A 20,065-nucleotide genomic window follows, 5' to 3' on the forward strand; every position below is an offset into this window, starting at 1 on the left:
TATGAAAAAGTTTTGCATAAAATATAAAATCAAAGAAGATAATAAAATACACATGCATTGTTATGCGTTTGGTGTGAGGTATTTTTGGCGAAAATTTCCGATGTTTGCGCGCGCAAAAGAAAACAGAGATATTATACTTTGTTGTGATTCCTTGACCGATAAATGTGCCGAAGCGATTGATATGTGGACATTTTTTCAGTTCCTGCAAAGCCAGAACATTCCGTCGCGATATGTGCTGTTAAAGCAAAATAAATTGTACGATGTATTAAAAAAGCGATCAAAGTTAAAAGATGTAATCGTCATTAGGCGTATGGAACATTTGTTTATGCACCACGCTGATGTAATCGCAAAATCAAAAATTCTTATCAGCAGTTTTGAAATGCGTTGGGATGTGAACCCGCTGTTGGCGCAGAATCCAAACCTGAAATATATCTTTGCACAACACGGCAGTATTTTTTTGAAAGAGTCTGTTTTGGATTTATATACAGAAGATTTATACAACTATATTATATCAGCGACCAAGAAGGAATCCGAACTGTATGAAACACGCGGGTTGTGGCAAAATGGCAAACAAATTAAATGTGGGCTGCCACGCTGGGATGCGCTGTACAGAAAACCGCATGACAAGAAAAATATATTTGTTTTCTTTACATGGCGCACCAGTATAGCAGGATGGCCTGAATCACATAAAATCTATTCTGACAGAATTTTTGATTTTTTATGCGATGAACGTTTGAACAAATTATTGTCAGAAAATAATATCAACTTAAACATCGCTATGCACCATGCTATGTTACGCAATAATGGGGCTATTGAAGTTCCTAAAAACGTTAATATAATATCAACAGATAAAATATCATCCGCTATTAAAGAATCTGATTTGTGCATTACGGATTATTCCAGCATAGTATTTGATTTTATGTATATGGATATACCTGTTATTTTCTATCGTTTTGATGCAGACGTGGCGTACCCAGACGAACGCGACAATCAAAACGCCACATCTGCCAAGGCAAAAGACAGCCAATTATATAATTGTCTGTATTCGAAAAATGATGTTATTGATAAAATAGAATTTTATATTAAAAACAATTTTGAACTGGAATCAGAATACAAGGAAATAAACAATAATATATTCTGGGAACGGTCCGATATTTGCAAACATTTATATGAGATTATATCTAAATAAAGAACTGGGGCATTGCCCCAGTTCTTTATTTGGCAAAGCCAAATACACACCAACAAACCGCACCGCTATTAGAAGTGTTAGAAACAAATACGGTAAAACCCGTTGTAGATTCCGCACCTGCGCCATATGCAACAACCCCACCAGACGAACCTGACAAATCACAAGTGCTGATTGTATAGTAGGTATCCAGCATTGCAATTGGAAACACAACTTGTTTGTTTCCGGTCCCGCTCTCTGTTCTTCCGCCCATTTCAACCCAGCCGGATTTATATAATCTGTACCAGGTGTAATTATTGTCGGCGGTGGGCGATTGCCAGGCAACGACATAGTCTGTGCCGGTCATATCGGTAACTGCGTCTGCACGGGCCAATGTTGTGCCGCCGGTGGTGTGCCCGTCGTGTACGCGCAGGGTGTTGTTCGTGGTGTCAACCGTGATTTCACCGGGCGCGCCGGTAAATGTTTCGTGTTCGGCGGATGTGCCGCGTCGGAATTGTATTTGTCGTGACATTTTGTTTCCTTTGGTTATAAATTTTTATTTGATAACTGCGCCTTTGATAAGGGTTAAATCTTCTTTGATGTCGTCGATTTTTATCTGGATTTGGCCGATGCCTGTTTCCAATATCGTCGTGCGGTTTTCCAGCGATGTTATGCGCGTGTCAAATGTTTCGTGTTCGGCAACTGATAAGTCTTGGCGGGCCGCCCAATAGACCAACCCACCAATAAAGACAATTAAAAACCAACTGTTGCGCAAAAGCTCCAGCGATATCATGTGTTATCCCCCCTGCCCCGCGCAATTAGTGCTTCGATTTGACGAACCAGGGCGCGCTGGGATTCCGCCCAGCGCAATTCGTTATCTGATGCGTTCGGGCCCAATGTGCGCGCAATTGTTATTTTACGCAGATGTTCCAGGACAACTTGCCCTGCGGGCGTGCCAAAACAGCGCGCGTAGTTTTGTTCTGTGTTTTTCATAGTTCACCCCCAATCACCGTTTCCAGCGCCGATATTTGGGCAATTGGCGCAATGTATTTTAATTCTGCGTCCCCGTTCAGGCGGATTGGTTCAATCAGACCGCGACGCGATAAAATCTGCAAACCACGATCGCACAGTGGGCGAACTAATTCATGAATCAGGCGGCCGTACGTCGCACCCAAAATACGCATCATGTCCGCATTGCGCGCCATGATTTCAGTGGCGGTCATTTCTTTTTCTGATAACAGACCCAGCCGATCCGCCAGCAATGTATGACGAATCCGTTCGCGCAAATCGCGCAGCACTAATTGTGAAACATCAAAGTTTGCACCACTGGTCAATGGGGTCAGGCCAGATGAACCAACAGCCTTGGGGATAATCGCGCCGGGCGTCAGGTTTATGTTTTGCAGGTTGATAACACCATCATCGTCCGCCATCCAGATGCCGGATACAGCAATCGTTGCGTTCTTTAATACCAGTTCGACGACTTTGTTCGCGGTTTTTATATCGGGCAATGCGCGCAGTACCGGACCACGACCATATAATTCACCCGATGACACCGCCCAACGGAATATAATGTATGGGTTCGTTTCAAATGTGCCGGTTGATACAATATTATTTTCAATATCGCCACCAACATCCAACCAGGCTACAAAATCTGTACCAACCAGGCTTTGCACCAGTTTTAATGGGGTTTGGGGGTCGCGTTTTATCGTATCGCGCAAATTTGCCGGTGGCGTCCATGTGGGATATTTTTCCATAACTTCACGTGCCGACATGGATGTGGTATGAAAGACTGCGTTCGGCAATATAGCAATGTCGGTCATTGGGATTGCTGTAAAGTTAAATGCAGATGATGCGCCGATTGGGGATTCGGCCATAAACAGACATGCTGTGCCCAATATAACCATGTCCATATAGCACTGGTGAATGGTTGTATAGAAGTTTGAATCATTCAAATGCGCACGCAGGACAGATGTCGCATAGTCTGCGTTCTGGGATAAATCACTTTCACCGACTAATTGCAGCCACATCGATTCAGGCGGTGTCATCAATGTATAAATCGATGCCGCCAGATTGTCAGACGCATCCATGGCGGTCGCATCATACAATGTTGCCGCATCATCGTCGGCCATGGGCATCGCATAACGACGCGCTGCATCCCAACGGGCAATCCAAGGGGCACGCATATCCAAGGCACGTTTATACAAGTTTTGCAAGTTTTGATACATTTTGTTTTCCTTTTTTTGTTTTTTAGATTTTAAAGTTTGTGTTGGCGGTGAATGTTTGTATGTGGGCGCCGGTGGCGCGGACTGGGATTGGCGTGTCCACAATTGCACCCGCCACCGCGTCCAGGCCGTCATCATGAATGCCCGGCGTTCCAATCGGCGACCAACCCAACATTTCCGCCATCAGGGCTGTGTTCTGGACACGGGTATGTGCGTGCAGACGCCCCGTTGACAACGCTGGTTCAATGGCACTTAAAATACGGTCTGATTTTGATTTGTGGTTCTGGATTTTATTAACATATATGTTTGCACCACGGCGGGTGGCGCAATCGCGCATTATTTCCGGTACACCCATACCAATGCCGTTGGTTTCCAGACTGATTCTGGTTAAATTATGCGCACGCATGTAATCCAGCACCATGTCGCATTGGCGCGACAAGGGGAACATTTCATCATCTGATACAATCAGGTATAAAATATCGTGGATAAACAAATGGCGCGTTTTGTCATCACGGTACAGCAATACACAGGCACTGCCGTCGCGATGGCGACGGCCGGTGGATGGGTCCCAGTATAATGTCATACCGGTTATATTAAATTCACCAATGCGGGCGGTCTGCGAATCAAATTCTGTGTCATAAAATTTTAGGCCGCCGGGATCAAGACGCGCCCGTTCCAGTGGCGCAGATTCCAACATCATCTGGGACGCAAAGTGACGCGCACCGACCGTTTGACGTAATTCTTCAATGCGCGAAGGCGGAAACAGTTCGGGCCACGCGGATGTGCCATCTGGGTTAACCATCGGAATTTTCAACAATTTATACCCACGCAAAAAAGGCGTTGAAAAAGCATTTTTTTCATATACCATTGGCATAGAAGCAAAGGAATTTGACATGGATTTTACCCCCAAAACATTACCAACCAATCTGGAAGCAGAACAGGCGGTTTTGGCCGCAGTACTGATGAATAACCGTGCGTTGGAACGGGTTGGCGAATTCCTGAATTACAAGCATTTTTCACATCCTGCGCATCAAGAAATCTATAAACTGGCGGAAAAGCAGTTTGCCGCCGGTATTCCATTCGACATTATCACCGCGAAAAATTATCTGGACCAACAGGGTGTTCTGGAATCCGTTGGTGGTGTGGATTATTTAAGCCAACTGACCAGTGCCGGCGCAACCGTTGTTAATGTCGAACAGTACGGTCGCATTGTTTATGAACACGCCCTGCGTCGAGATTTAATCGCACTGGCCCAGGATATTACAGACAAGGCATATGTCGAAGATATGGACAACCCCGTCGCGCGCCAGATTGAAATCGCAGAACAAAAATTATTCGATATGGCGACCACAGGCACGTCTGAGCGCGAAGTCACATCGATTTCAACCGCATTGCAAAGCGCACTGGCCGAAGCGGAAATTGCATACAAGGCCGATGGACAGTTGTCAGGCCTGACCACTGGGTTGAATGCGTTGGATAAATCAATCAGCGGTCTGCACCATTCAGACTTGATTATCATTGCAGGACGACCGGCGATGGGAAAAACCACGTTGGCAATGAACATTGCATTTAATGCCGCCCAGGCAATTGCGTTTGGACGCGCAAATAAAAATTACAAGGGCGCGGTGGTGTTTTTCAGCCTGGAAATGTCGGCATCACAGTTGGCGGCGCGCGTGCTGTCATCGCAATCTAAAATTCCGGCAACATCTATGCGTGAAGGAACGCTGACAGATGAAGATTTCTTGAAAATGTCCCAGTATTCCGCCGCGATTGGTCAGGTACCATTATTTATCGATGATACACCGGGCATGTCGGTGCCAATGATGCGCACACGCGCGCGCCGGTTGGCACGCAAACATGGTGGGATTGCGCTGATTGTAATCGACTATCTGCAATTGATGACGTCGCCGGGGGGCAAACATAATGACAACCGTGTTCAGGAAATTTCTGAAATCACGCGTGGGCTGAAAATGCTGGCCAAAGAATTAGATGTGCCGGTAATCGCCCTGTCCCAGTTGTCACGTAGTGTGGAATCGCGCGATGATAAACGACCAATGCTGTCGGATTTGCGTGAATCAGGTTCTATTGAACAGGACGCCGACATTGTTATGTTTACGTATCGTGAAGAATACTATTTACAAAATCGCGATCCGTCCGAACGTATGTCTAATACCACAAATAACGCAATGGTCGAAAGTTGGCAAAAACGATATGAACGTTCGCGTGGCAAGGCCGATATTATCATTGGCAAAAACCGTCATGGTCGTCCAGAAACGGTACGCACAGCGTTCTTTGGCGATTACAGTTTGTTTGACAATCTGGACGAATTCGAAGCACGCGGCGAAAATGATTTTGCACAGCCGGCCCCAACAATTACGGCCGCGCAACTGGCAAACGATGTGGATTCAATGCCGACTGCAATCGATCCAGATGCGATTCCAGACGATATGCCATTGTAATTTATAATTATTTACTTGCGCGGGGAACTAAAATTGACTATTATTTTGTCAAGTATTAGTCATTTAGGAGTTTGCCCATGGCCCAAGAAGAAATTATATTTCCAAATAATATCCGCAACATTCGACTGGCGAATGGTATGAAGATGACCGAACTGGCCCGTCGGGCGGGGTTGTCGTTGTCGGCGGTATCCAAGATTGAAAAGGGTGTGCGTCGATTGAACCAGAAGCAGTTGCTGAATATTTGCAATATCTTGGGGTGCAAATTATCCGATATATTTATCAAGGAATCTGATGATGTGGCCGACCAATGGCAGAGCGAAATTAAACGCCGTATGTCAGATAACGAAAACAGCGGTCTGAAAGTGTTCGGCAGCGGTCTGCGCAAAATCCGCCAACAGACCGGCAAGACAATCGCCCAGGCCGCCAAAGATGCCGGCATGACATTGTCGGTTTATCATAAAATCGAAGTTGGCCAGCGCGAAATATATCAGAACGAAATCGAACCATTGGCAAAATCTTTTGCGTTGGGTGCAGAAGAACTGTTCGATAAAATCGCAAACCTGTATAAATCGGGCGCGCTGAACAAACAAATCAGCAAGGTCAAAGAACGTGTTAAATCTGTTCTGGTGCCGGGTAACCCAGTGTCAGGTATGGACATGCACGGTGGGTTGTATGGCGCAAAATTGTATGACAGCGCACGCAAGAAATTAGTGCCAGTGTTCGGAACACCCGCAGGCAAAGTAATTGCATTCAAAAAATCTGACAAAACCATGATTGTTGCACCAATGACATTGGAAGGACGCGCAGAAATCTATGCGGTTATGCCAAATTCTAAGCGTTTGGGCGGATTTATTCCCGAAAAATCATATGTGTTCGCCGATGCATCTGTCCCGGCAAAGCCCGGTGATTTAGCAGTGGCAATTGATACAGACTTTAATTCGCTGGATGACGACACAACCGTTAATGCATATATTGTCAGTGTACGTCAGGATTCTAAGGGCAAGGTTTATGGCCAAATGTCATCACCAGATGAAAAAATCACACCACAGACCATGCACAAGGTTGTTATGATTGTTATGGAATAATACAGACATATACGGAGAGAGAACCCATGAACGTCAAAACCAGTACAATCGCATTGAAACTGTTGAACCTGTATCGCCAAGAACATGTTATTATTGGCGGGTGGGCAACTGTTAATCCGATATTTGTAAACGAAGCAACCGATGATGTAATCAAAGAATTGCGCGATATGCCGACGGGTAAATTGCTGGTGCGGCATATTGAAAATCTGCGCAGTGGCAAAACACCAATGGATTCGATTGATCCAGAACTGTTACCATATGGTGGGATGATGACCGCCGAAGATATAGCAACGATTAAATTAACCACAAATCAATGGCAAGAACTGGAAGACGCACTGAATAATTTTACCCCGGACCAAGTGGGACTGGAACGTTTTATGAAATTGGACGTTGTTCGCGAATTCGGCGAAGAATGGCAGAATGCAATACGTTCTGCGTTAAATGCACGACCACAATTACTGGACCAGTGGAATATCGTTAACCAAACATACAATGCATACAGATTGTGGGATACAGCAAACGAAATTATCGCCAACCCCATATCAGAACGATCACGCGCCCAGGTTCAAGCCGATATGCCAGAATATGAAACATACCTGCCGATGTTTGGGGATGCGGGGACAGAACTGTTGGCCAAGTTGCGCACGTTCGTCAGTTCTATGAATTAATCATCACTGGTGCGGTAAATTGTATCGTGTGTGTGTGGTGTGCCAATATAAATCATCGCGCCGGTGGGCGACAATATAAAATCCAATTCACGCAAACGTTCACGCATGTTTTCCCGTTTCTGGGGTGTGTTTGATGTATTGGGCACTTCGACATCGTCACAGATAATTAAATCCGCACGCAGGCCGGTTATGTTGCCGTGCAGGCCCTGGCATATAACCGAGGGTTCACGAATTCCAACCGGACGATTAATAGTTATGCGGGTAGACGCCCATTCTTTTTTATTTTTTGGCACCATGTGTTCACACCACGGGTGGTTTTCCAGTATATGACGAATATGCGATACCATGCGCGATGCCAGCCCGGATTCCGCAGATAATATCAATATTCGTGTCTGGGGACGCAAATACAGAACACAGGCAACAAAAATACCAACAACCGTGGATTTGCCCGAATGACGAAACGCCATCAGCAATCCACGATGGGGCGCATCGCATAAAATGCTGTATAAAAATTCCAAAATTTGTCGATGATGTGCGGGTGTTTCCAAACCCAGTGTTCGATTCCATTCATCCAGAAAACTATAAAACGCCGTAATCATCGCGGTTTTCATTCGGCGCGGGTTCTGTGATTGAACCATAATCGTTTATCAATTTTGGTAATGCATTTTCCAATACGCCCAACAGATTACGATACAGTCCCAATACCGCACCACCACCCAATTTGTCACCAATAACATCATGAGTGTAATTGATTAGTGATTTTACATCATCATGAATATTTGCCCATTCCGTCAAGTCAATATTTACAGAATGTAAATCCTGAAATGCAGATAATAGAAAATTAAAGTCTGTGTTTAAATCTTCGGGATCAATCCTGTGTGTTGGCTGATAATCAATTGTGCGCGATAACGATATCTGGCGAAATATGTCCAGTTTTGTGTCGGCGGGTGGCGCAACGTCAAACACTACATTGCCACCGGTAAAATCCGAATTCGGCATAACGGTATAATTGTAATTTGAATCCCCAACGATATCATTGATGGCGACACGAACATCTGCCGCCTGAAAAAACGGAAACGCAAAGGCGAATTCAGTCGTTAAACCATCAGAAACATAAGATATTTTATACATAATCACCCCCATGTCCGCCCTAGGACATTAAATCATCAAATCTGGATAACAGCGATTTTAATAAATTTGGCTTTTTTGCAGTTGCCTGTTTTAACTTATTTAAATTGTTGCGACGCTTTTGCGCATATGGCGCGGTGGTTTCTGATTTCAGACGTTTTAGTACCGCACCTTCGGTAACGCCAGATGCACGCATACCAGATGCGCCATATTTGGCACGCTGGGTGGCCAAGGCCTTTTTAATCAGGTTCGTTTTTTCCACGTCGTCGGCCGCCATTTGCGCCAGAATTTCTTTGCGTTGATTGTTGGCCGATTTTTTTGCATCTTTATAATCCAAGATATCTGTTATATCTGATACAACTTGTCCCATATTTTATCCTTATGTATTGTTATTTTGTTAAACTGTGTACCAACCATGCATACTGACCGACAGTACGGTGATTGGATAATTTTCATTGCCATGTATTGTCCAGCATGGGGTCGTACATTCATGGGATGTTCCCAGTAAACTGATTGATACATCGCCCGTATAACCCGATGCGCCATCCGCATATACTTCGTTCGGCAATGTTATGCGATGGTCGTTTATTGATATGGATTTGGTATCAATAACACGCGCAACAATTTTACGCAATCGCAGACGCGATGCATTATGCCCCGACACACGTAACGGCAAACCAGATGCAGTAAATGAAAAACTGTATTTGTTCACATCCGTCATGGCCACAGGCGAAAAACGTTCCAGATAAGTGTCACCATCACGATTAACCGCAACATATGTATGACCATTGCATACTGTGACCGATAAAAATTCGCCGCGGGTTTTGTATGTACCCCAGGCACTTATCCCCAGGGATGCATTCTGGTTCAAGACCGACATAACACCATTTGATTGAACAACGAATAACTGGCGCGTGGTGTCGTTATAGGCAATATCAACGGGCGACGTCATTAAATGCTTGGACAATGCGCATAAATCATTTGCATTATAATTTTCCCCCAGTTCATCCAATGATAATTCACGTATATCGTGACCCGATGCGGATACGAATATGGTTGCACTTTCAATCTTTTGTGGGGCAAGATAACACGCACCAAATGAACCGACCGATGTATGTTGTTTAATATCAACCGATGCAGGGGTCAAAGGTTTACTGGAAATTGCCCATTCGCCAACATTGGTCAGAATTTGCAGGTTATCACTGCTGACAACGGTGCAAATTTGTTGACGCTGGGTCGATAAAAGGGATATAAAGATTGCCTGGTCATCAAGGCCAGTGCCTGCGTTAAAGTCATTATGCACACCAACACGCGACAGCCATATACCCGACGGCCAATCGCGTGAACCGCCAAAGACCAATCTGTCCTGGTGAAAAGTAATACTGCATGGCCAACCACGACGCGCGCCGAATGCACATTCACGCCAATCAGATACGGACGCGCTGGGTAATGTATATGTGCCGTTGGTATGAACGACAATCTGTGTTGGACTGATGTATTCTGTAATGCGCCATTGCCGATCCAGTAAATATAAACGCCCACCGACGTTTTCAGGTGTCCAAAAATCTGCGTTGGTTGTAAACGTGGCATAGTTATTGCCAGACGCATGTGCAGAAACTGTAATTTTTATGTCCGAAGCATCGTCAAATTTTACAAACGGCATATTTACCGTCATGTCCGCATCATTGCGTGAAAATTCAAATTCGCGAATGTAAAATTTATTGCCCGACTTATACAATGTCTGGGGTGGATAGTTTGGATGAACAAATATCATCGTTCCAAAACGTTGGGCGTATTGCAGGTTGGTGATATCAGTGTATGGCCATGGGGTTTTAAGGGACTGGTACAAAGTGTCGTCAATGTAGATATCAATATAGCAATCTGTTATGGCGATTATATATTCATCGCCATCAGATACAGAAAACGAAACCAGGCGCGCGGGCCCAACCAGTTTATCAACCGACACCAATCCACTGCGACGTGACAAACCGCCACCCGCCAGCACATCCATATTTTCTAGTCTGGACAATCCATTGATATTATCATGCGCATAGAATTCAGGGGCGACTTCGCCATTTGCAAATGAATTTTGTGTTTTTATAAAATCTGCCATGTGAATGTCCCCCGAAATTAAAAGCGTGTATTAAGTAATGAAAAACTGTCGATATTGTTTGCAATTGATGTGGTGCTGTCTATGAATTTTGCGGTCTGCAATTCTGATTCGTACATTGCAACTAACATGCGAAATACCGTTTGATCACCCATCAAGGGAATACAAAATTCCATGGCAAGACGCGTTGCCGCCAATGACACAAAATACCCAGGGTATGATTCCGGTGCAGTTTTGACCACCGCTGTGATTGTTGTTGTGTCGCCGTCCGCGATAATTTTATTGCCAATGATACGACCAGATGTCTTTAATACGCGCAATACATTTGCAGGTATCAGAAAATCGCCGTCTGTATTTTTGGTCAGTTCTATATTCTGGGTTGCAAAACGCCATGGATGTGCCGCAATAACAGAATCCATAACCGGTTCAAACAGTGTGCGCGCAAGTTTGGCGGGTGCACTGTCATCAGTTAATGACTGAATTGGATTTTCGCCCATTTTTAATAATGCCATGGAACATAAATCTATTTTAGTAAGCATTTTTTGCCACCTTGGGTTAAAAAATAATTTTGGGCCGACAATATTTTGCCGACCCAGGAAAGGAATAAAAAAAAGAAATGTTTATTATGCCAATGCAACGGTTGTTACATTCAAATCTGTGATATTTATTTTCTTAATCGCTGTGTTATCCGATGCGTTGATAATGATAATATCACCGATATTCATCAATGTTTTTACATTGTTAAAATATCCATTGGCGGTAATCGTCGCCAATGTTTCAGATGCACTGCTGTAATGCCACAATGTAAATCCATTTGCATACGCGATGACAGATAAATTTTTGTTCTGAAAAGCCATATGTGTTTTCCTTTGGTTTAGGGTTGAATTTTAAATTGTGTTATTCGGCGTCTGAACATTTAACGCGAACAATCCCGTCGCCATCAATTAAGACTGCGCCTTGGGACATGCTGTTGCTGATAAAGTGTGCAGCACGTTCACCATGCCATGAAATATCTGTTTTTACATCCTGGCCACAGGCATGACCAATGCTGGACGCGTGATAAATAAAGCAATCACGGTTTGTGCCTGTACCCGGCAGACCGTTATACAGAACCCATGTAATCCCCAACCATTTGCGTGCAACACCACCGTTTAACAGTGGCAACGCATCGCCAACATAATCCGCCGATACGAATTCATCCATCGACAACAGTTCATTCCACTGACGTACGCCAACAACCGCAAAGCGACGGCCATCATCGGGCACATCGTTTGTATTCAGCACTTCGACCGCAGACAAAATCAAATCTTTGGTCAGGCCAGTTGAATAATCACCAACATTTGCAGTTGCGTTATTCATGGCAGATACAATCAATTCATCGGTCTTGCGCCCCAGTGCATATGCACCAGCCGATGCAACAACACGGCGTTCATCAATATTGACCTTTAATTCATCCAATGCATCAACCCAATCGCCTGCATAATAATCAGACAACATACATTCAACAGGTTCATGGTTCAGATTCATCACAGGTACAATGCCATGACGCGATTTTGTGCTGGCTGTGCCACGGCCAACCTTTTGGAATGTGGTGGATGCACCGATAACACCCGATTTGCTGCGAACCGTAGAACGCAATTTTGTGCCCATCTGTTGATATGCCAAATGAACATCGGCTTCGAATTGTTTCACAAATACATTATCTATGGAAACAGACATGTAATAATCCTTTGGTAAAAAAAAATTAAACAAAGATGTCATAACAGACACCCAATCAATTTTTGTGTTTTTGGTTATGCATAAAATGCGCCATCCGACAAAAAACTTTTGGGTCCGCGTATGCGGATTGTCCATAAAAAAAATCAGTCAGACTGGTATAACATCTGACTGATATTTTCATTTTAAAACCCCGCGTACGCGGGGTAAGTTAGTTAAAAATTATTTTTTCTTGCAAACTTTTTTTGCACATGCCTTTTTGGCGCATGGTTTCTTTGCAACTGGTTTTGCCGCTACCTTTTTAACAGCAACTTTCTTTGCAGGTGCTTTTTTTGCAACTGGTTTCGCTGCTACTTTCTTTGCAGGTGCTTTTTTTGCAACTGGTTTTGCTGCAACTTTCTTTGCAGGTGCTTTCTTTGCAACTGGTTTCGCTGCTACTTTCTTTGCAGGTGCTTTCTTTGCAACCGGTTTCGCAGCTACTTTTTTTGCAGGTGCTTTCTTTGCAACTGGTTTTGCCGCTGCTTTTTTTGCAGGTGCTTTCTTTGCAACTGGTTTCGCCGCTGCTTTCTTTGCAGGTGCTTTCTTTGCAACTGGTTTTGCCGCTGGTTTTTTTGCAGGTGCTTTCTTTGCAACCGGTTTCGCCGCTGGTTTTTCAGCAACTACTTTTTTTGCGGCTGCTTTTCTTTTGAATAAAAATGCCATTCTTTCTCTCCTTAATCTAAAAAGTTTTGGACAGAACAAATCTGTTTTGTTCTTGGTTACATTTTATCGTAATTACAAAACTTAGTAAAGTAGAAAAGTGCATTTATTCAAATTACGAATATAATTTTTTAAATCCATTTTCTATTTTGCGAATGTATTCGACATCGTTATCACGCCAATATTTCGGATCGCGCATCATGCGTCGTAAATCTGAATCAGACAAATTTTCATTTTCGTTTTTGTCTGTTTTTATTGTTGGTTCGATTGATTGCATCATTTTGTACATGCTTTGAATTCCCTGGGGTGTAGCGCACAGTGATTCAAATGCATCATGTGGTAAAAACCGTTCACCAAACGCATTTATCGCGCGTAAATTGTCAATCATTTTTTCATCACTACCAAAGAAAGTTTTTAATTCATTCATCGCAGTGGATTCATCACGTGCAGAAAATAAATCTGATATCACAGGTGATAGAAATTCATTTGCAATATCATAAATTTTTTCAACCTGTTTTTTTGTTAAACCGATTTCAAAAAATTTCTGGCGCAGGTTTTCATCATCATACAATTCATGTGTTGGGTATTCGGATGCGTTTTCCGGCACACCAATTGCACGATTAAATTTTTGACGCGCAACATCATCTGAATTTTCATTTGGAATCGATACCATTGAACCAATCTTTTTTTCCAGTTCTGTGTATGAATTCATCAAGGCTGCTGTATTTAATGTACCATCATCATTACGAAATTTTTCTGGGATGTTATCCATTTTCTTTTCCTTTGGTTTCATTTGAACGGCGCAGAAAGTATATCCCCGCCAGTGTAAATATTGCCTGCAACATAGAAAACAGGTCTGTATCGCCAACCAAATATGCACCAATGGCCGACAATATCCCCGTCGCAGAAATTATGTATGTGCGATATCCCGCCAGATATCCACCACGTATTATTCGTTGCATAAACACACCCCTTATAAATAAAACAGGATGCCGTCAATGTCTGCAATATATCCACGCGATGTTGCCCATGCGGGAATTATATCGGATGCATGAAATCTGGTTGCGCCATAACACGAATCAGGCAACTGGCCCATCAACATGCGGTATGCTGTACGAACACACATTTGAAATGCGCGTGTGTTTGCGGCGACATGCAACCGCGAATGATTTTCATCCGTCGCGGATAATGCTGGAAAAATTGTCTGGTCCATAATCAAATTTGATATATCGACGCCGGATGCATCTGATAAATTTTTTATCATGGATGTAAATGCACATACCAATGGCAATGATACACCACCGGTATGCGCATAAACAACGCGCGCGACTTTATATGCCAGGTTCATGTGTCCAGACGTGTCTGGATTTTTAACTAAGGTCATTTGCATTTGATTGTCCCACAGTTGTTAAAAATAAAAACCCATGCAAAAATGCATGGGCAATAAAAAAACCACAACGCGATGGATGTGGACAGAATTTGTGCTGTTTATGCTTTTTATATTATCACAAATTCAACAAAAAGTCAAGACATTATTTTCAAACCCGCGGAATTCCGGCATTTTACACTGTAATCTCGTCCCCATAAACCAATAAATAACGCGTTCCACGACGCAAAACCAATGCGCCATTTTCATTGATTCCGACCAGTTCGGCAACCTCGCCCTGGTATTTAACGGGACGATTTATACACGCCGCCAGTTCAGTCCAGCGTGCACGCACCGCACGAAAATCGCTGCGACGCCATTTGTCCATATTACGCATCAGGCGCGCCAACAATTCATTCATTGGAATTTCAGAATAATTGTCCATTTTGGTCGTTTTATATCGATCAACCGTCGGATTTGAATTCACATTTATACCGATGCCAACAACAACAAAATCACCAGAATATTCAATTAATACGCCGGCAATCTTGTTCCCGTCAACCAGGATGTCATTTGGCCATTTTATCGTTGGATGAATGCCAAATGACGCGATTGTTTCTGCAATTGCCACACCAACAGAATAAGACAGACGGGCATCGCGTTCAGGGGACGAAAAAATAAAACTGATATACAGGTTGCCGTGGTGCGATACCCACGTACGACGCATGCGACCACGCCCCGCAGACTGGGCCGCGGCCAATACCGCCATATGGTCGGTGGCGCGTCCAAACGCAATTAATTCCAGGGCATAATCCTGGGTGCTGGGGATTTTATCAAATGATAATAATTTATAGTTTGCCAATGCGATATACCCCGTTTGTATTTATAATAAATCCACGTCCGTATGTGCGACGCAACTGATAAATAGCAGTATCCACCGTATGGGTGGTGGTATCCGGCGCATACCCCAATGCGTCCCTTAGTTCATTGCCGGTCATACCACCGGATTTATGCAATAATACTATGATTTGTGCCTGAATACGTGGCAATGACACAGACATGCCAAAAATTTCGCGCAAAACCGATGCACTGTCGTTGGCATCCAGTATAACAGACTTTAATTCCAGTGAACTGAGCGGACAATCAATATGTAAATTATCAAAATTTATATCCGTGGCATTTGGCGCGTCCAAAACAGTCGCCCCAAAATCGGTCAAGATTTGGCGCCATATTGTATCAGATGCATAAATACGAACACCGCTTAACATGTTTGTTATTCTAGACTATATAATTTTTCATGTCCAATAAAAACCGCACTGGAATTGCCTGTGCGGTTTCAATTTAGACTATTTCTTGTCTTGTGGTACATTAACGATGATTTTGCCGCCCTGCCCCGTTTTTATCCACTCTAACGCAGCAATTCTACCTTCTACATGTTTCCTATCTTGCTCATTATCCAGTTTCAATTCGCGTAGCAACCGAATTGTATTATCTATTGATTGAATAATTTCGTCTGTCAAAACTTTGTTTTTCAGCATGGTTTCCCCCTTGTTTTACATTAACGAATTCGTGCGAATTTTTGTTGTTGCATTAACATAGTCGGATATTTTAAACGATAATCAACTCTATGTGCCCTGGGTTTATAACGTGGATTAAAAACAGAGCGTCCTTTGGAACTATATGTTATTTCGCCATCATCATCGGCGTCTATTAAGTCCGATACAGGAATCTCGTAAGTTTGTCCCTCAGGAGATTCATAGATTATCGTTTCTGCATTCGCTGGAACCTCTATTGTTCCACGATCTTCTGGTTTATAATTTATATTATTCAAACGGTCATACGCATCCCAATCAATCTTAACATCAGACTCTTTTTTCGTGTCACTATCTTTTTTATCGAACCAGCCCATATGATATGTAATAGACGGCTGTTTTACATCTAAAATTGATTTAGTATTTTTGGTATAATATGGGACTACAAAAATCATATCAACTCCTTTGAATGCTATACTATATGCTAATACGGTATTTTATGTTTTTCAATAAAAACCGCACTGGAATTGCCTGTGCGGTTTTTGGGGTGTCGAAACAGATATAATCTAGTCGCGCCCGTTATCGGGTGGATCAATAAACTTGGTAAAGTCTTGAATTTTTGCACCCGTGGACGACAAAATCTTGGAAATACTGTTGGTGGATGGCCATCGTGGTTGCCCTTCTTTGGACCAACGCTTGCTCTTATTAAACGTCGTTGGGTCAAGACCGCTGCATTTTGCCAACCCTGAACATGACATACCGTGTTCGGTTGCAAAGCGTTCGATGGCACGCCACACATCTTCATGTGTCATTTTTCTCTCCCTCTTGGTTATACATCAGGAACAACTTTCCGTCTGATACAATGTTGATTTTATTCCAGAAAACCGGGCAAAACAACAAGTACCATTTCCTAGGAATAGACAGATTAAATTGACACAAAAAATTTTTTTGACAAAACACTTGACGAATCGATTTTAGTGTACTATATTTTAAATCGTCAAAGGGACAAACCCAATGACGGATGTGAAAACATCACGTGGGGACCAGAGGTTCAGACTCCCTCCTACATTCTCTCTCCTCTGGACTCTGGTGCCCACACCACAGTTTAGAGTGTCCAATTTCTTTTTCTCCTTTCCTTCCTTTCGGGACACTCGGAAATACCGCCGGCAACGGCGGTGTTTTTCTTGGCAGATACATTGACTGACTTTTATTTATCATTGTATTTGAATTTATGATTTTTATGGCGTATAATATATGGGCATTGGGCGATTTCCAGTGTGGGGCTTAACAACCTCTTGTAGAACGTCGTCAAGACGAAAAACTCCAACTCCTGCGGTTGGAGGGTTGTGAATATCCAATAAACAACGCTATTTTCTACAATAGTTGTTAACCTCCAACCGCTTTTGATATTCAATTGCGGTTTTTTGTTTCACACAAACAATGGGGGACAATATGCGCATCGGACATCAGATAGAAGCCACCAGACAAAAATTGGAAATTCCTGTTTTTAAAATGTGTGACATTTTGGCAATCGAAACCGAGTTGGAATATCATAAAATAACAACAGGCTGGATATCATTAACGACATATCAAAAAATTATGTTTATTGCCGCGACCGAACGTCCGCTGGAATTATCCAACACGCAATCCAAGACGGATTTAGTTTGATTATATAATACGACGGCGAATTGTGCCAAATATCGCAAAGCCCAACAGCAATACCATTATGAATATAAATATCACTGTGGCGGCATTGCTGTGTTCGGCAAATGGTAATTCCAGATTCATTCCGTAATAACCAACAATTACCGTTGGCACAACCAGTATAATGTTCCACATGGTCAAACGATTAATGTTCGTGTTTGAATCCATGTTAATAACACTTTCAAATGTTTCTTTTATCGACTTTAACATTTTGCTGTATGATGCGACAACCTCGGTCGCCTGGGATAATTCGATACGGGCGTCTTCGGCCAATTCGCGGGCATCATCTGTTTTTACAAAGCCACGAACCTTTTCCAGTTTATCCAGCACCGCAACATTTCCACGAATGCCCGCCATGTACAGGGTATAACTGTTTTCAACTTCTAATAAATCCATTAATTCTTTCTTGCGGATGCGTTCCAATAATACACGCTTGGACGCAATAACACGTTTGTTCAATTCCTTTAACATACGCAGGTATGATTCTGCAATATAGTACAGAATATTTAAAATAAATTCTTCGCGTGATGTTTTTTCAGAACGTTTGATTTTATCTAATAAATCACAACGCTTGCGACATACGGTAATTACACGGTTTGATGACAGAATAATTGATAATGGTTCGGTATGCCACAGGGTATCATTTTCGCGGTTAATAATTGGAAAACGAACAATTATAACCTTGTAATCATCTTCGATTTCAAGGCGGGGTTGTTCATCAGGGTCAAGGATGTCTGATATCGTATCCTCGTCAATTTTGTATTCGGTTTGCAGTTTTTCAAAATCTTCGTGATCGGGATTGCCAACGTTTACCCAAGAGAATGTTTTTAATTTTTCGGTCACAAACACGGCATCCCCCTTTGGCTGATATCAAGTTCGTGTTATAATATCGCAAAAAAAATTGTTTTGCAATATTTTCTGGGAAAACAAATACGTTTTTTGCCATCTGATTATGTGATAGAATCAATAAAAATGGGGGGACGCACATATGGCAAAGAAATTTAAAACAAACACCACTGCATTTGGTATCGCACACTATATTTTATTGTTCTTGGTCGTTGGAATGTGCATCGCAATCATTGCGTGGATAATGGTAAAAAATAATAATCCAAATCCAACCAGTAATGTCAAAACCAATGTTGTCCATGTCCGCGATTCTGATCCATGTGTGCAACGCACGCGTGATATGGTGGCGCGCATGTGGGCATATGACCCACGGGCAGTACCACAAAAATACTGGGATATGGCCGGCAATTATTTAAATCAGACAATCACAACACGCACATATGGCATTTGCCAGGACGTAGCATACACATGTCGCCCGGGGCAAATTCGACGCGACTGCGATCCGTGCGCTGTACCAAGTGCGCGCGACTGGGCACAAAGCATTCATGTGGCGGATATGATAAAGAAAAACTGTGGCACAAATATTAACGACCACACGACGGAATCAGGCGACGCAATAACTGAATAACATATGGTGTGTCGGTACGCGTTAAAATTTTTGCAAGTTTCGCCCTGTGTTCGGGACACAATACCAGACAGCCCGTATCAATGTTATATTTGTTTGCGCACCAATTTTTAAACACCAACTGTTCTGTGTACATTTTATCGTATTCGGCCCTGCTTAAATCCGGCGCGTTGTGGTGGGTTATAAATTCATTAATATCACGTGGATGAAATTGAAAACCAACCCCCAACAGAAAGTTTAATATCAGTCCCCAATCGCGATACATATGAAAACGGGTCGCATAATCAAAACGCGCACTGGGGTTCAATGCCCAAATATACTGGGCATAATAATAAGATACGCGTGCGGCGTCGTCAAAAATGTGATGAACTGCGTCGCGATGTCCAAACTTGATATTTAGACGGGGGTTGGTTGCCAAGTTATAGAAATATTCCAATCTATACGCCTCATTGATTATGTCTTTATACAACAGCCAAGAAATATTATAATCGTATGAAAATTTATGCGTGGTTTTGAATCCCGCATCGCGCAATTGTTTATCCAGATTTATCGCGCTGGATTTGATGTCGGCATATTGCGAAATTTGCCGTTTAGCATACAGGTCGGGTGTTTGTTTAATGTTATGTATATGTTCGCGCATATCATTCCCCAGTACCTGACGCACCGAGTCGCGCAAATCCAGAAGCGTGAATTTATCACCATTTTGAATCATTATAGCCCCCAAAGTTGAAAAGATTCTA

The 20,065-nt window shown here is 43.0% G+C and carries 28 protein-coding genes and 1 pseudogene; 6 read left to right on the forward strand and 23 right to left on the reverse strand.

Annotated elements, in window-relative coordinates:
- Position 1 precedes the first annotated feature (1 nt).
- A complete protein-coding gene (locus E7008_01805) occupies positions 2 to 1,189 on the forward strand; it encodes a hypothetical protein (protein MBE6456656.1) in 1,188 nt (395 codons plus the stop codon).
- A 25-nt stretch (positions 1,190 to 1,214) separates the two neighbouring features.
- On the opposite strand, the gene E7008_01810 is transcribed toward E7008_01805, so the two are convergent.
- From E7008_01810 to E7008_01830, 5 genes are read right to left on the reverse strand one after another with little or no spacing between them, the layout of a single operon-like run.
- A complete protein-coding gene (locus tag E7008_01810) occupies positions 1,215 to 1,697 on the reverse strand; it encodes a hypothetical protein (protein MBE6456657.1) in 483 nt (160 codons plus the stop codon).
- Between the two features lie 24 nt (positions 1,698 to 1,721).
- Positions 1,722 to 1,958 carry a hypothetical protein gene (locus tag E7008_01815; GenBank protein MBE6456658.1) on the reverse strand — a complete coding sequence of 79 codons (237 nt, stop codon included), beginning with the start codon at positions 1,956 to 1,958 and terminating at the stop codon, positions 1,722 to 1,724.
- The gene (locus E7008_01820; GenBank protein MBE6456659.1) at positions 1,955 to 2,158 is read right to left on the reverse strand and encodes a hypothetical protein; all 204 of its coding nucleotides are present in this window, start codon (positions 2,156 to 2,158) and stop codon (positions 1,955 to 1,957) included. The genes E7008_01815 and E7008_01820 overlap by 4 nt, the downstream gene beginning before the upstream one ends.
- Positions 2,155 to 3,525 carry a phage tail protein gene (locus E7008_01825; GenBank protein ID MBE6456660.1) on the reverse strand — a complete coding sequence of 457 codons (1,371 nt, stop codon included), beginning with the start codon at positions 3,523 to 3,525 and terminating at the stop codon, positions 2,155 to 2,157. Before E7008_01825 ends, E7008_01820 begins: the two co-directional genes overlap by 4 nt.
- Entirely contained in the window at positions 3,413 to 4,282 is an 870-nt protein-coding gene (locus E7008_01830; protein MBE6456661.1) for a hypothetical protein, read from the reverse strand. The genes E7008_01825 and E7008_01830 overlap by 113 nt, the downstream gene beginning before the upstream one ends.
- On the opposite strand from E7008_01830, the gene E7008_01835 reads away from it, so the two are divergent.
- From E7008_01835 to E7008_01845, 3 genes are all read left to right on the forward strand, one after another.
- Entirely contained in the window at positions 4,281 to 5,846 is a 1,566-nt protein-coding gene (locus E7008_01835; protein ID MBE6456662.1) for a replicative DNA helicase, read from the forward strand. The two genes, E7008_01830 and E7008_01835, sit on opposite strands and share 2 nt — an antisense overlap.
- Positions 5,847 to 5,923: 77 nt before the next feature.
- Positions 5,924 to 6,931 carry a helix-turn-helix transcriptional regulator gene (locus E7008_01840; protein ID MBE6456663.1) on the forward strand — a complete coding sequence of 336 codons (1,008 nt, stop codon included), beginning with the start codon at positions 5,924 to 5,926 and terminating at the stop codon, positions 6,929 to 6,931.
- A gap of 26 nt (positions 6,932 to 6,957) precedes the next feature.
- Positions 6,958 to 7,599 (forward strand): hypothetical protein, encoded by a 642-nt coding sequence (locus tag E7008_01845; protein ID MBE6456664.1) that lies wholly within the window; start codon positions 6,958 to 6,960, stop codon positions 7,597 to 7,599.
- On the opposite strand, the gene E7008_01850 is transcribed toward E7008_01845, so the two are convergent.
- From E7008_01850 to E7008_01925, 16 genes and pseudogenes are all read right to left on the reverse strand, one after another.
- The gene (locus E7008_01850; protein ID MBE6456665.1) at positions 7,596 to 8,210 is read right to left on the reverse strand and encodes a hypothetical protein; all 615 of its coding nucleotides are present in this window, start codon (positions 8,208 to 8,210) and stop codon (positions 7,596 to 7,598) included. The two genes, E7008_01845 and E7008_01850, sit on opposite strands and share 4 nt — an antisense overlap.
- The gene (locus E7008_01855) at positions 8,179 to 8,730 is read right to left on the reverse strand and encodes a hypothetical protein (GenBank protein ID MBE6456666.1); all 552 of its coding nucleotides are present in this window, start codon (positions 8,728 to 8,730) and stop codon (positions 8,179 to 8,181) included. The genes E7008_01850 and E7008_01855 overlap by 32 nt, the downstream gene beginning before the upstream one ends.
- A gap of 19 nt (positions 8,731 to 8,749) precedes the next feature.
- On the reverse strand, positions 8,750 to 9,097 hold the full coding sequence (locus tag E7008_01860) for a hypothetical protein (GenBank protein ID MBE6456667.1): 348 nt from the start codon (positions 9,095 to 9,097) through the stop codon (positions 8,750 to 8,752).
- Between the two features lie 27 nt (positions 9,098 to 9,124).
- Positions 9,125 to 10,840: a hypothetical protein gene (locus tag E7008_01865; protein ID MBE6456668.1), complete on the reverse strand. Its 1,716-nt coding sequence runs from the start codon at positions 10,838 to 10,840 to the stop codon at positions 9,125 to 9,127.
- 17 nt (positions 10,841 to 10,857) lie between these two features.
- Entirely contained in the window at positions 10,858 to 11,376 is a 519-nt protein-coding gene (locus tag E7008_01870; GenBank protein ID MBE6456669.1) for a hypothetical protein, read from the reverse strand.
- Between the two features lie 84 nt (positions 11,377 to 11,460).
- A complete protein-coding gene (locus tag E7008_01875) occupies positions 11,461 to 11,694 on the reverse strand; it encodes a hypothetical protein (protein ID MBE6456670.1) in 234 nt (77 codons plus the stop codon).
- Between the two features lie 40 nt (positions 11,695 to 11,734).
- Entirely contained in the window at positions 11,735 to 12,556 is an 822-nt protein-coding gene (locus E7008_01880) for a hypothetical protein (GenBank protein ID MBE6456671.1), read from the reverse strand.
- Between the two features lie 240 nt (positions 12,557 to 12,796).
- A pseudogene (locus E7008_01885) lies at positions 12,797 to 13,255 on the reverse strand (hypothetical protein).
- Positions 13,256 to 13,367: 112 nt separating this feature from the next.
- Entirely contained in the window at positions 13,368 to 14,024 is a 657-nt protein-coding gene (locus E7008_01890; GenBank protein ID MBE6456672.1) for a hypothetical protein, read from the reverse strand.
- Positions 14,017 to 14,214: a hypothetical protein gene (locus E7008_01895; protein ID MBE6456673.1), complete on the reverse strand. Its 198-nt coding sequence runs from the start codon at positions 14,212 to 14,214 to the stop codon at positions 14,017 to 14,019. The genes E7008_01890 and E7008_01895 overlap by 8 nt, the downstream gene beginning before the upstream one ends.
- Positions 14,215 to 14,225: 11 nt before the next feature.
- Positions 14,226 to 14,642, reverse strand: coding sequence for a hypothetical protein (locus tag E7008_01900; protein MBE6456674.1), 417 nt, complete (start codon positions 14,640 to 14,642; stop codon positions 14,226 to 14,228).
- 172 nt (positions 14,643 to 14,814) lie between these two features.
- The gene (locus E7008_01905) at positions 14,815 to 15,501 is read right to left on the reverse strand and encodes a biotin--[acetyl-CoA-carboxylase] ligase (protein MBE6456675.1); all 687 of its coding nucleotides are present in this window, start codon (positions 15,499 to 15,501) and stop codon (positions 14,815 to 14,817) included.
- On the reverse strand, positions 15,467 to 15,886 hold the full coding sequence (locus tag E7008_01910; protein MBE6456676.1) for a helix-turn-helix domain-containing protein: 420 nt from the start codon (positions 15,884 to 15,886) through the stop codon (positions 15,467 to 15,469). Before E7008_01910 ends, E7008_01905 begins: the two co-directional genes overlap by 35 nt.
- A 78-nt stretch (positions 15,887 to 15,964) precedes the next feature.
- Positions 15,965 to 16,156, reverse strand: a complete 192-nt coding sequence (locus E7008_01915; GenBank protein MBE6456677.1) for a hypothetical protein — start codon at positions 16,154 to 16,156, stop codon at positions 15,965 to 15,967.
- Between the two features lie 20 nt (positions 16,157 to 16,176).
- Positions 16,177 to 16,605, reverse strand: coding sequence for a hypothetical protein (locus E7008_01920; GenBank protein MBE6456678.1), 429 nt, complete (start codon positions 16,603 to 16,605; stop codon positions 16,177 to 16,179).
- A 111-nt stretch (positions 16,606 to 16,716) separates the two neighbouring features.
- A complete protein-coding gene (locus E7008_01925; GenBank protein ID MBE6456679.1) occupies positions 16,717 to 16,962 on the reverse strand; it encodes a helix-turn-helix transcriptional regulator in 246 nt (81 codons plus the stop codon).
- A 640-nt stretch (positions 16,963 to 17,602) separates the two neighbouring features.
- Here E7008_01925 and E7008_01930 point away from each other — a divergent pair.
- A complete protein-coding gene (locus tag E7008_01930; GenBank protein MBE6456680.1) occupies positions 17,603 to 17,818 on the forward strand; it encodes a hypothetical protein in 216 nt (71 codons plus the stop codon).
- Here the strand turns inward: E7008_01930 and E7008_01935 are convergent, their stop codons facing one another.
- Positions 17,819 to 18,703 carry a magnesium transporter CorA family protein gene (locus tag E7008_01935; GenBank protein ID MBE6456681.1) on the reverse strand — a complete coding sequence of 295 codons (885 nt, stop codon included), beginning with the start codon at positions 18,701 to 18,703 and terminating at the stop codon, positions 17,819 to 17,821.
- A gap of 139 nt (positions 18,704 to 18,842) precedes the next feature.
- Here E7008_01935 and E7008_01940 point away from each other — a divergent pair, with 139 nt between their 5' ends.
- Complete coding sequence (locus E7008_01940) at positions 18,843 to 19,328, forward strand: hypothetical protein (GenBank protein ID MBE6456682.1); 486 nt, start codon at positions 18,843 to 18,845, stop codon at positions 19,326 to 19,328.
- On the opposite strand, the gene E7008_01945 is transcribed toward E7008_01940, so the two are convergent.
- Positions 19,285 to 20,037, reverse strand: a complete 753-nt coding sequence (locus tag E7008_01945) for a hypothetical protein (GenBank protein MBE6456683.1) — start codon at positions 20,035 to 20,037, stop codon at positions 19,285 to 19,287. The two genes, E7008_01940 and E7008_01945, sit on opposite strands and share 44 nt — an antisense overlap.
- Positions 20,038 to 20,065: the final 28 nt, after the last annotated feature.

Source organism: Alphaproteobacteria bacterium (genome assembly GCA_015062495.1).
Lineage (GTDB): Bacteria > Pseudomonadota > Alphaproteobacteria > Rs-D84 > Rs-D84 > Enterousia.

Bases quoted from the DNA above. Each gene is read 5' to 3' on its own strand.
- E7008_01805 (MBE6456656.1), top strand. From the start codon at position 2: ATGAAAAAGTTTTGCATAAAATATAAAATCAAAGAAGATAATAAAATA.
- E7008_01810 (MBE6456657.1), bottom strand. From the start codon at position 1,697: ATGTCACGACAAATACAATTCCGACGCGGCACATCCGCCGAACACGAA.
- E7008_01815 (MBE6456658.1), bottom strand. From the start codon at position 1,958: ATGATATCGCTGGAGCTTTTGCGCAACAGTTGGTTTTTAATTGTCTTT.
- E7008_01820 (MBE6456659.1), bottom strand. From the start codon at position 2,158: ATGAAAAACACAGAACAAAACTACGCGCGCTGTTTTGGCACGCCCGCA.
- E7008_01825 (MBE6456660.1), bottom strand. From the start codon at position 3,525: ATGATGACGGCCTGGACGCGGTGGCGGGTGCAATTGTGGACACGCCAA.
- E7008_01835 (MBE6456662.1), top strand. From the start codon at position 4,281: ATGGATTTTACCCCCAAAACATTACCAACCAATCTGGAAGCAGAACAG.
- E7008_01830 (MBE6456661.1), bottom strand. From the start codon at position 4,282: ATGTCAAATTCCTTTGCTTCTATGCCAATGGTATATGAAAAAAATGCT.
- E7008_01840 (MBE6456663.1), top strand. From the start codon at position 5,924: ATGGCCCAAGAAGAAATTATATTTCCAAATAATATCCGCAACATTCGA.
- E7008_01845 (MBE6456664.1), top strand. From the start codon at position 6,958: ATGAACGTCAAAACCAGTACAATCGCATTGAAACTGTTGAACCTGTAT.
- E7008_01850 (MBE6456665.1), bottom strand. From the start codon at position 8,210: ATGAAAACCGCGATGATTACGGCGTTTTATAGTTTTCTGGATGAATGG.
- E7008_01855 (MBE6456666.1), bottom strand. From the start codon at position 8,730: ATGTATAAAATATCTTATGTTTCTGATGGTTTAACGACTGAATTCGCC.
- E7008_01860 (MBE6456667.1), bottom strand. From the start codon at position 9,097: ATGGGACAAGTTGTATCAGATATAACAGATATCTTGGATTATAAAGAT.
- E7008_01865 (MBE6456668.1), bottom strand. From the start codon at position 10,840: ATGGCAGATTTTATAAAAACACAAAATTCATTTGCAAATGGCGAAGTC.
- E7008_01870 (MBE6456669.1), bottom strand. From the start codon at position 11,376: ATGCTTACTAAAATAGATTTATGTTCCATGGCATTATTAAAAATGGGC.
- E7008_01875 (MBE6456670.1), bottom strand. From the start codon at position 11,694: ATGGCTTTTCAGAACAAAAATTTATCTGTCATCGCGTATGCAAATGGA.
- E7008_01880 (MBE6456671.1), bottom strand. From the start codon at position 12,556: ATGTCTGTTTCCATAGATAATGTATTTGTGAAACAATTCGAAGCCGAT.
- E7008_01890 (MBE6456672.1), bottom strand. From the start codon at position 14,024: ATGGATAACATCCCAGAAAAATTTCGTAATGATGATGGTACATTAAAT.
- E7008_01895 (MBE6456673.1), bottom strand. From the start codon at position 14,214: ATGCAACGAATAATACGTGGTGGATATCTGGCGGGATATCGCACATAC.
- E7008_01900 (MBE6456674.1), bottom strand. From the start codon at position 14,642: ATGCAAATGACCTTAGTTAAAAATCCAGACACGTCTGGACACATGAAC.
- E7008_01910 (MBE6456676.1), bottom strand. From the start codon at position 15,886: ATGTTAAGCGGTGTTCGTATTTATGCATCTGATACAATATGGCGCCAA.
- E7008_01915 (MBE6456677.1), bottom strand. From the start codon at position 16,156: ATGCTGAAAAACAAAGTTTTGACAGACGAAATTATTCAATCAATAGAT.
- E7008_01920 (MBE6456678.1), bottom strand. From the start codon at position 16,605: ATGATTTTTGTAGTCCCATATTATACCAAAAATACTAAATCAATTTTA.
- E7008_01925 (MBE6456679.1), bottom strand. From the start codon at position 16,962: ATGACACATGAAGATGTGTGGCGTGCCATCGAACGCTTTGCAACCGAA.
- E7008_01930 (MBE6456680.1), top strand. From the start codon at position 17,603: ATGCGCATCGGACATCAGATAGAAGCCACCAGACAAAAATTGGAAATT.
- E7008_01940 (MBE6456682.1), top strand. From the start codon at position 18,843: ATGGCAAAGAAATTTAAAACAAACACCACTGCATTTGGTATCGCACAC.
- E7008_01945 (MBE6456683.1), bottom strand. From the start codon at position 20,037: ATGATTCAAAATGGTGATAAATTCACGCTTCTGGATTTGCGCGACTCG.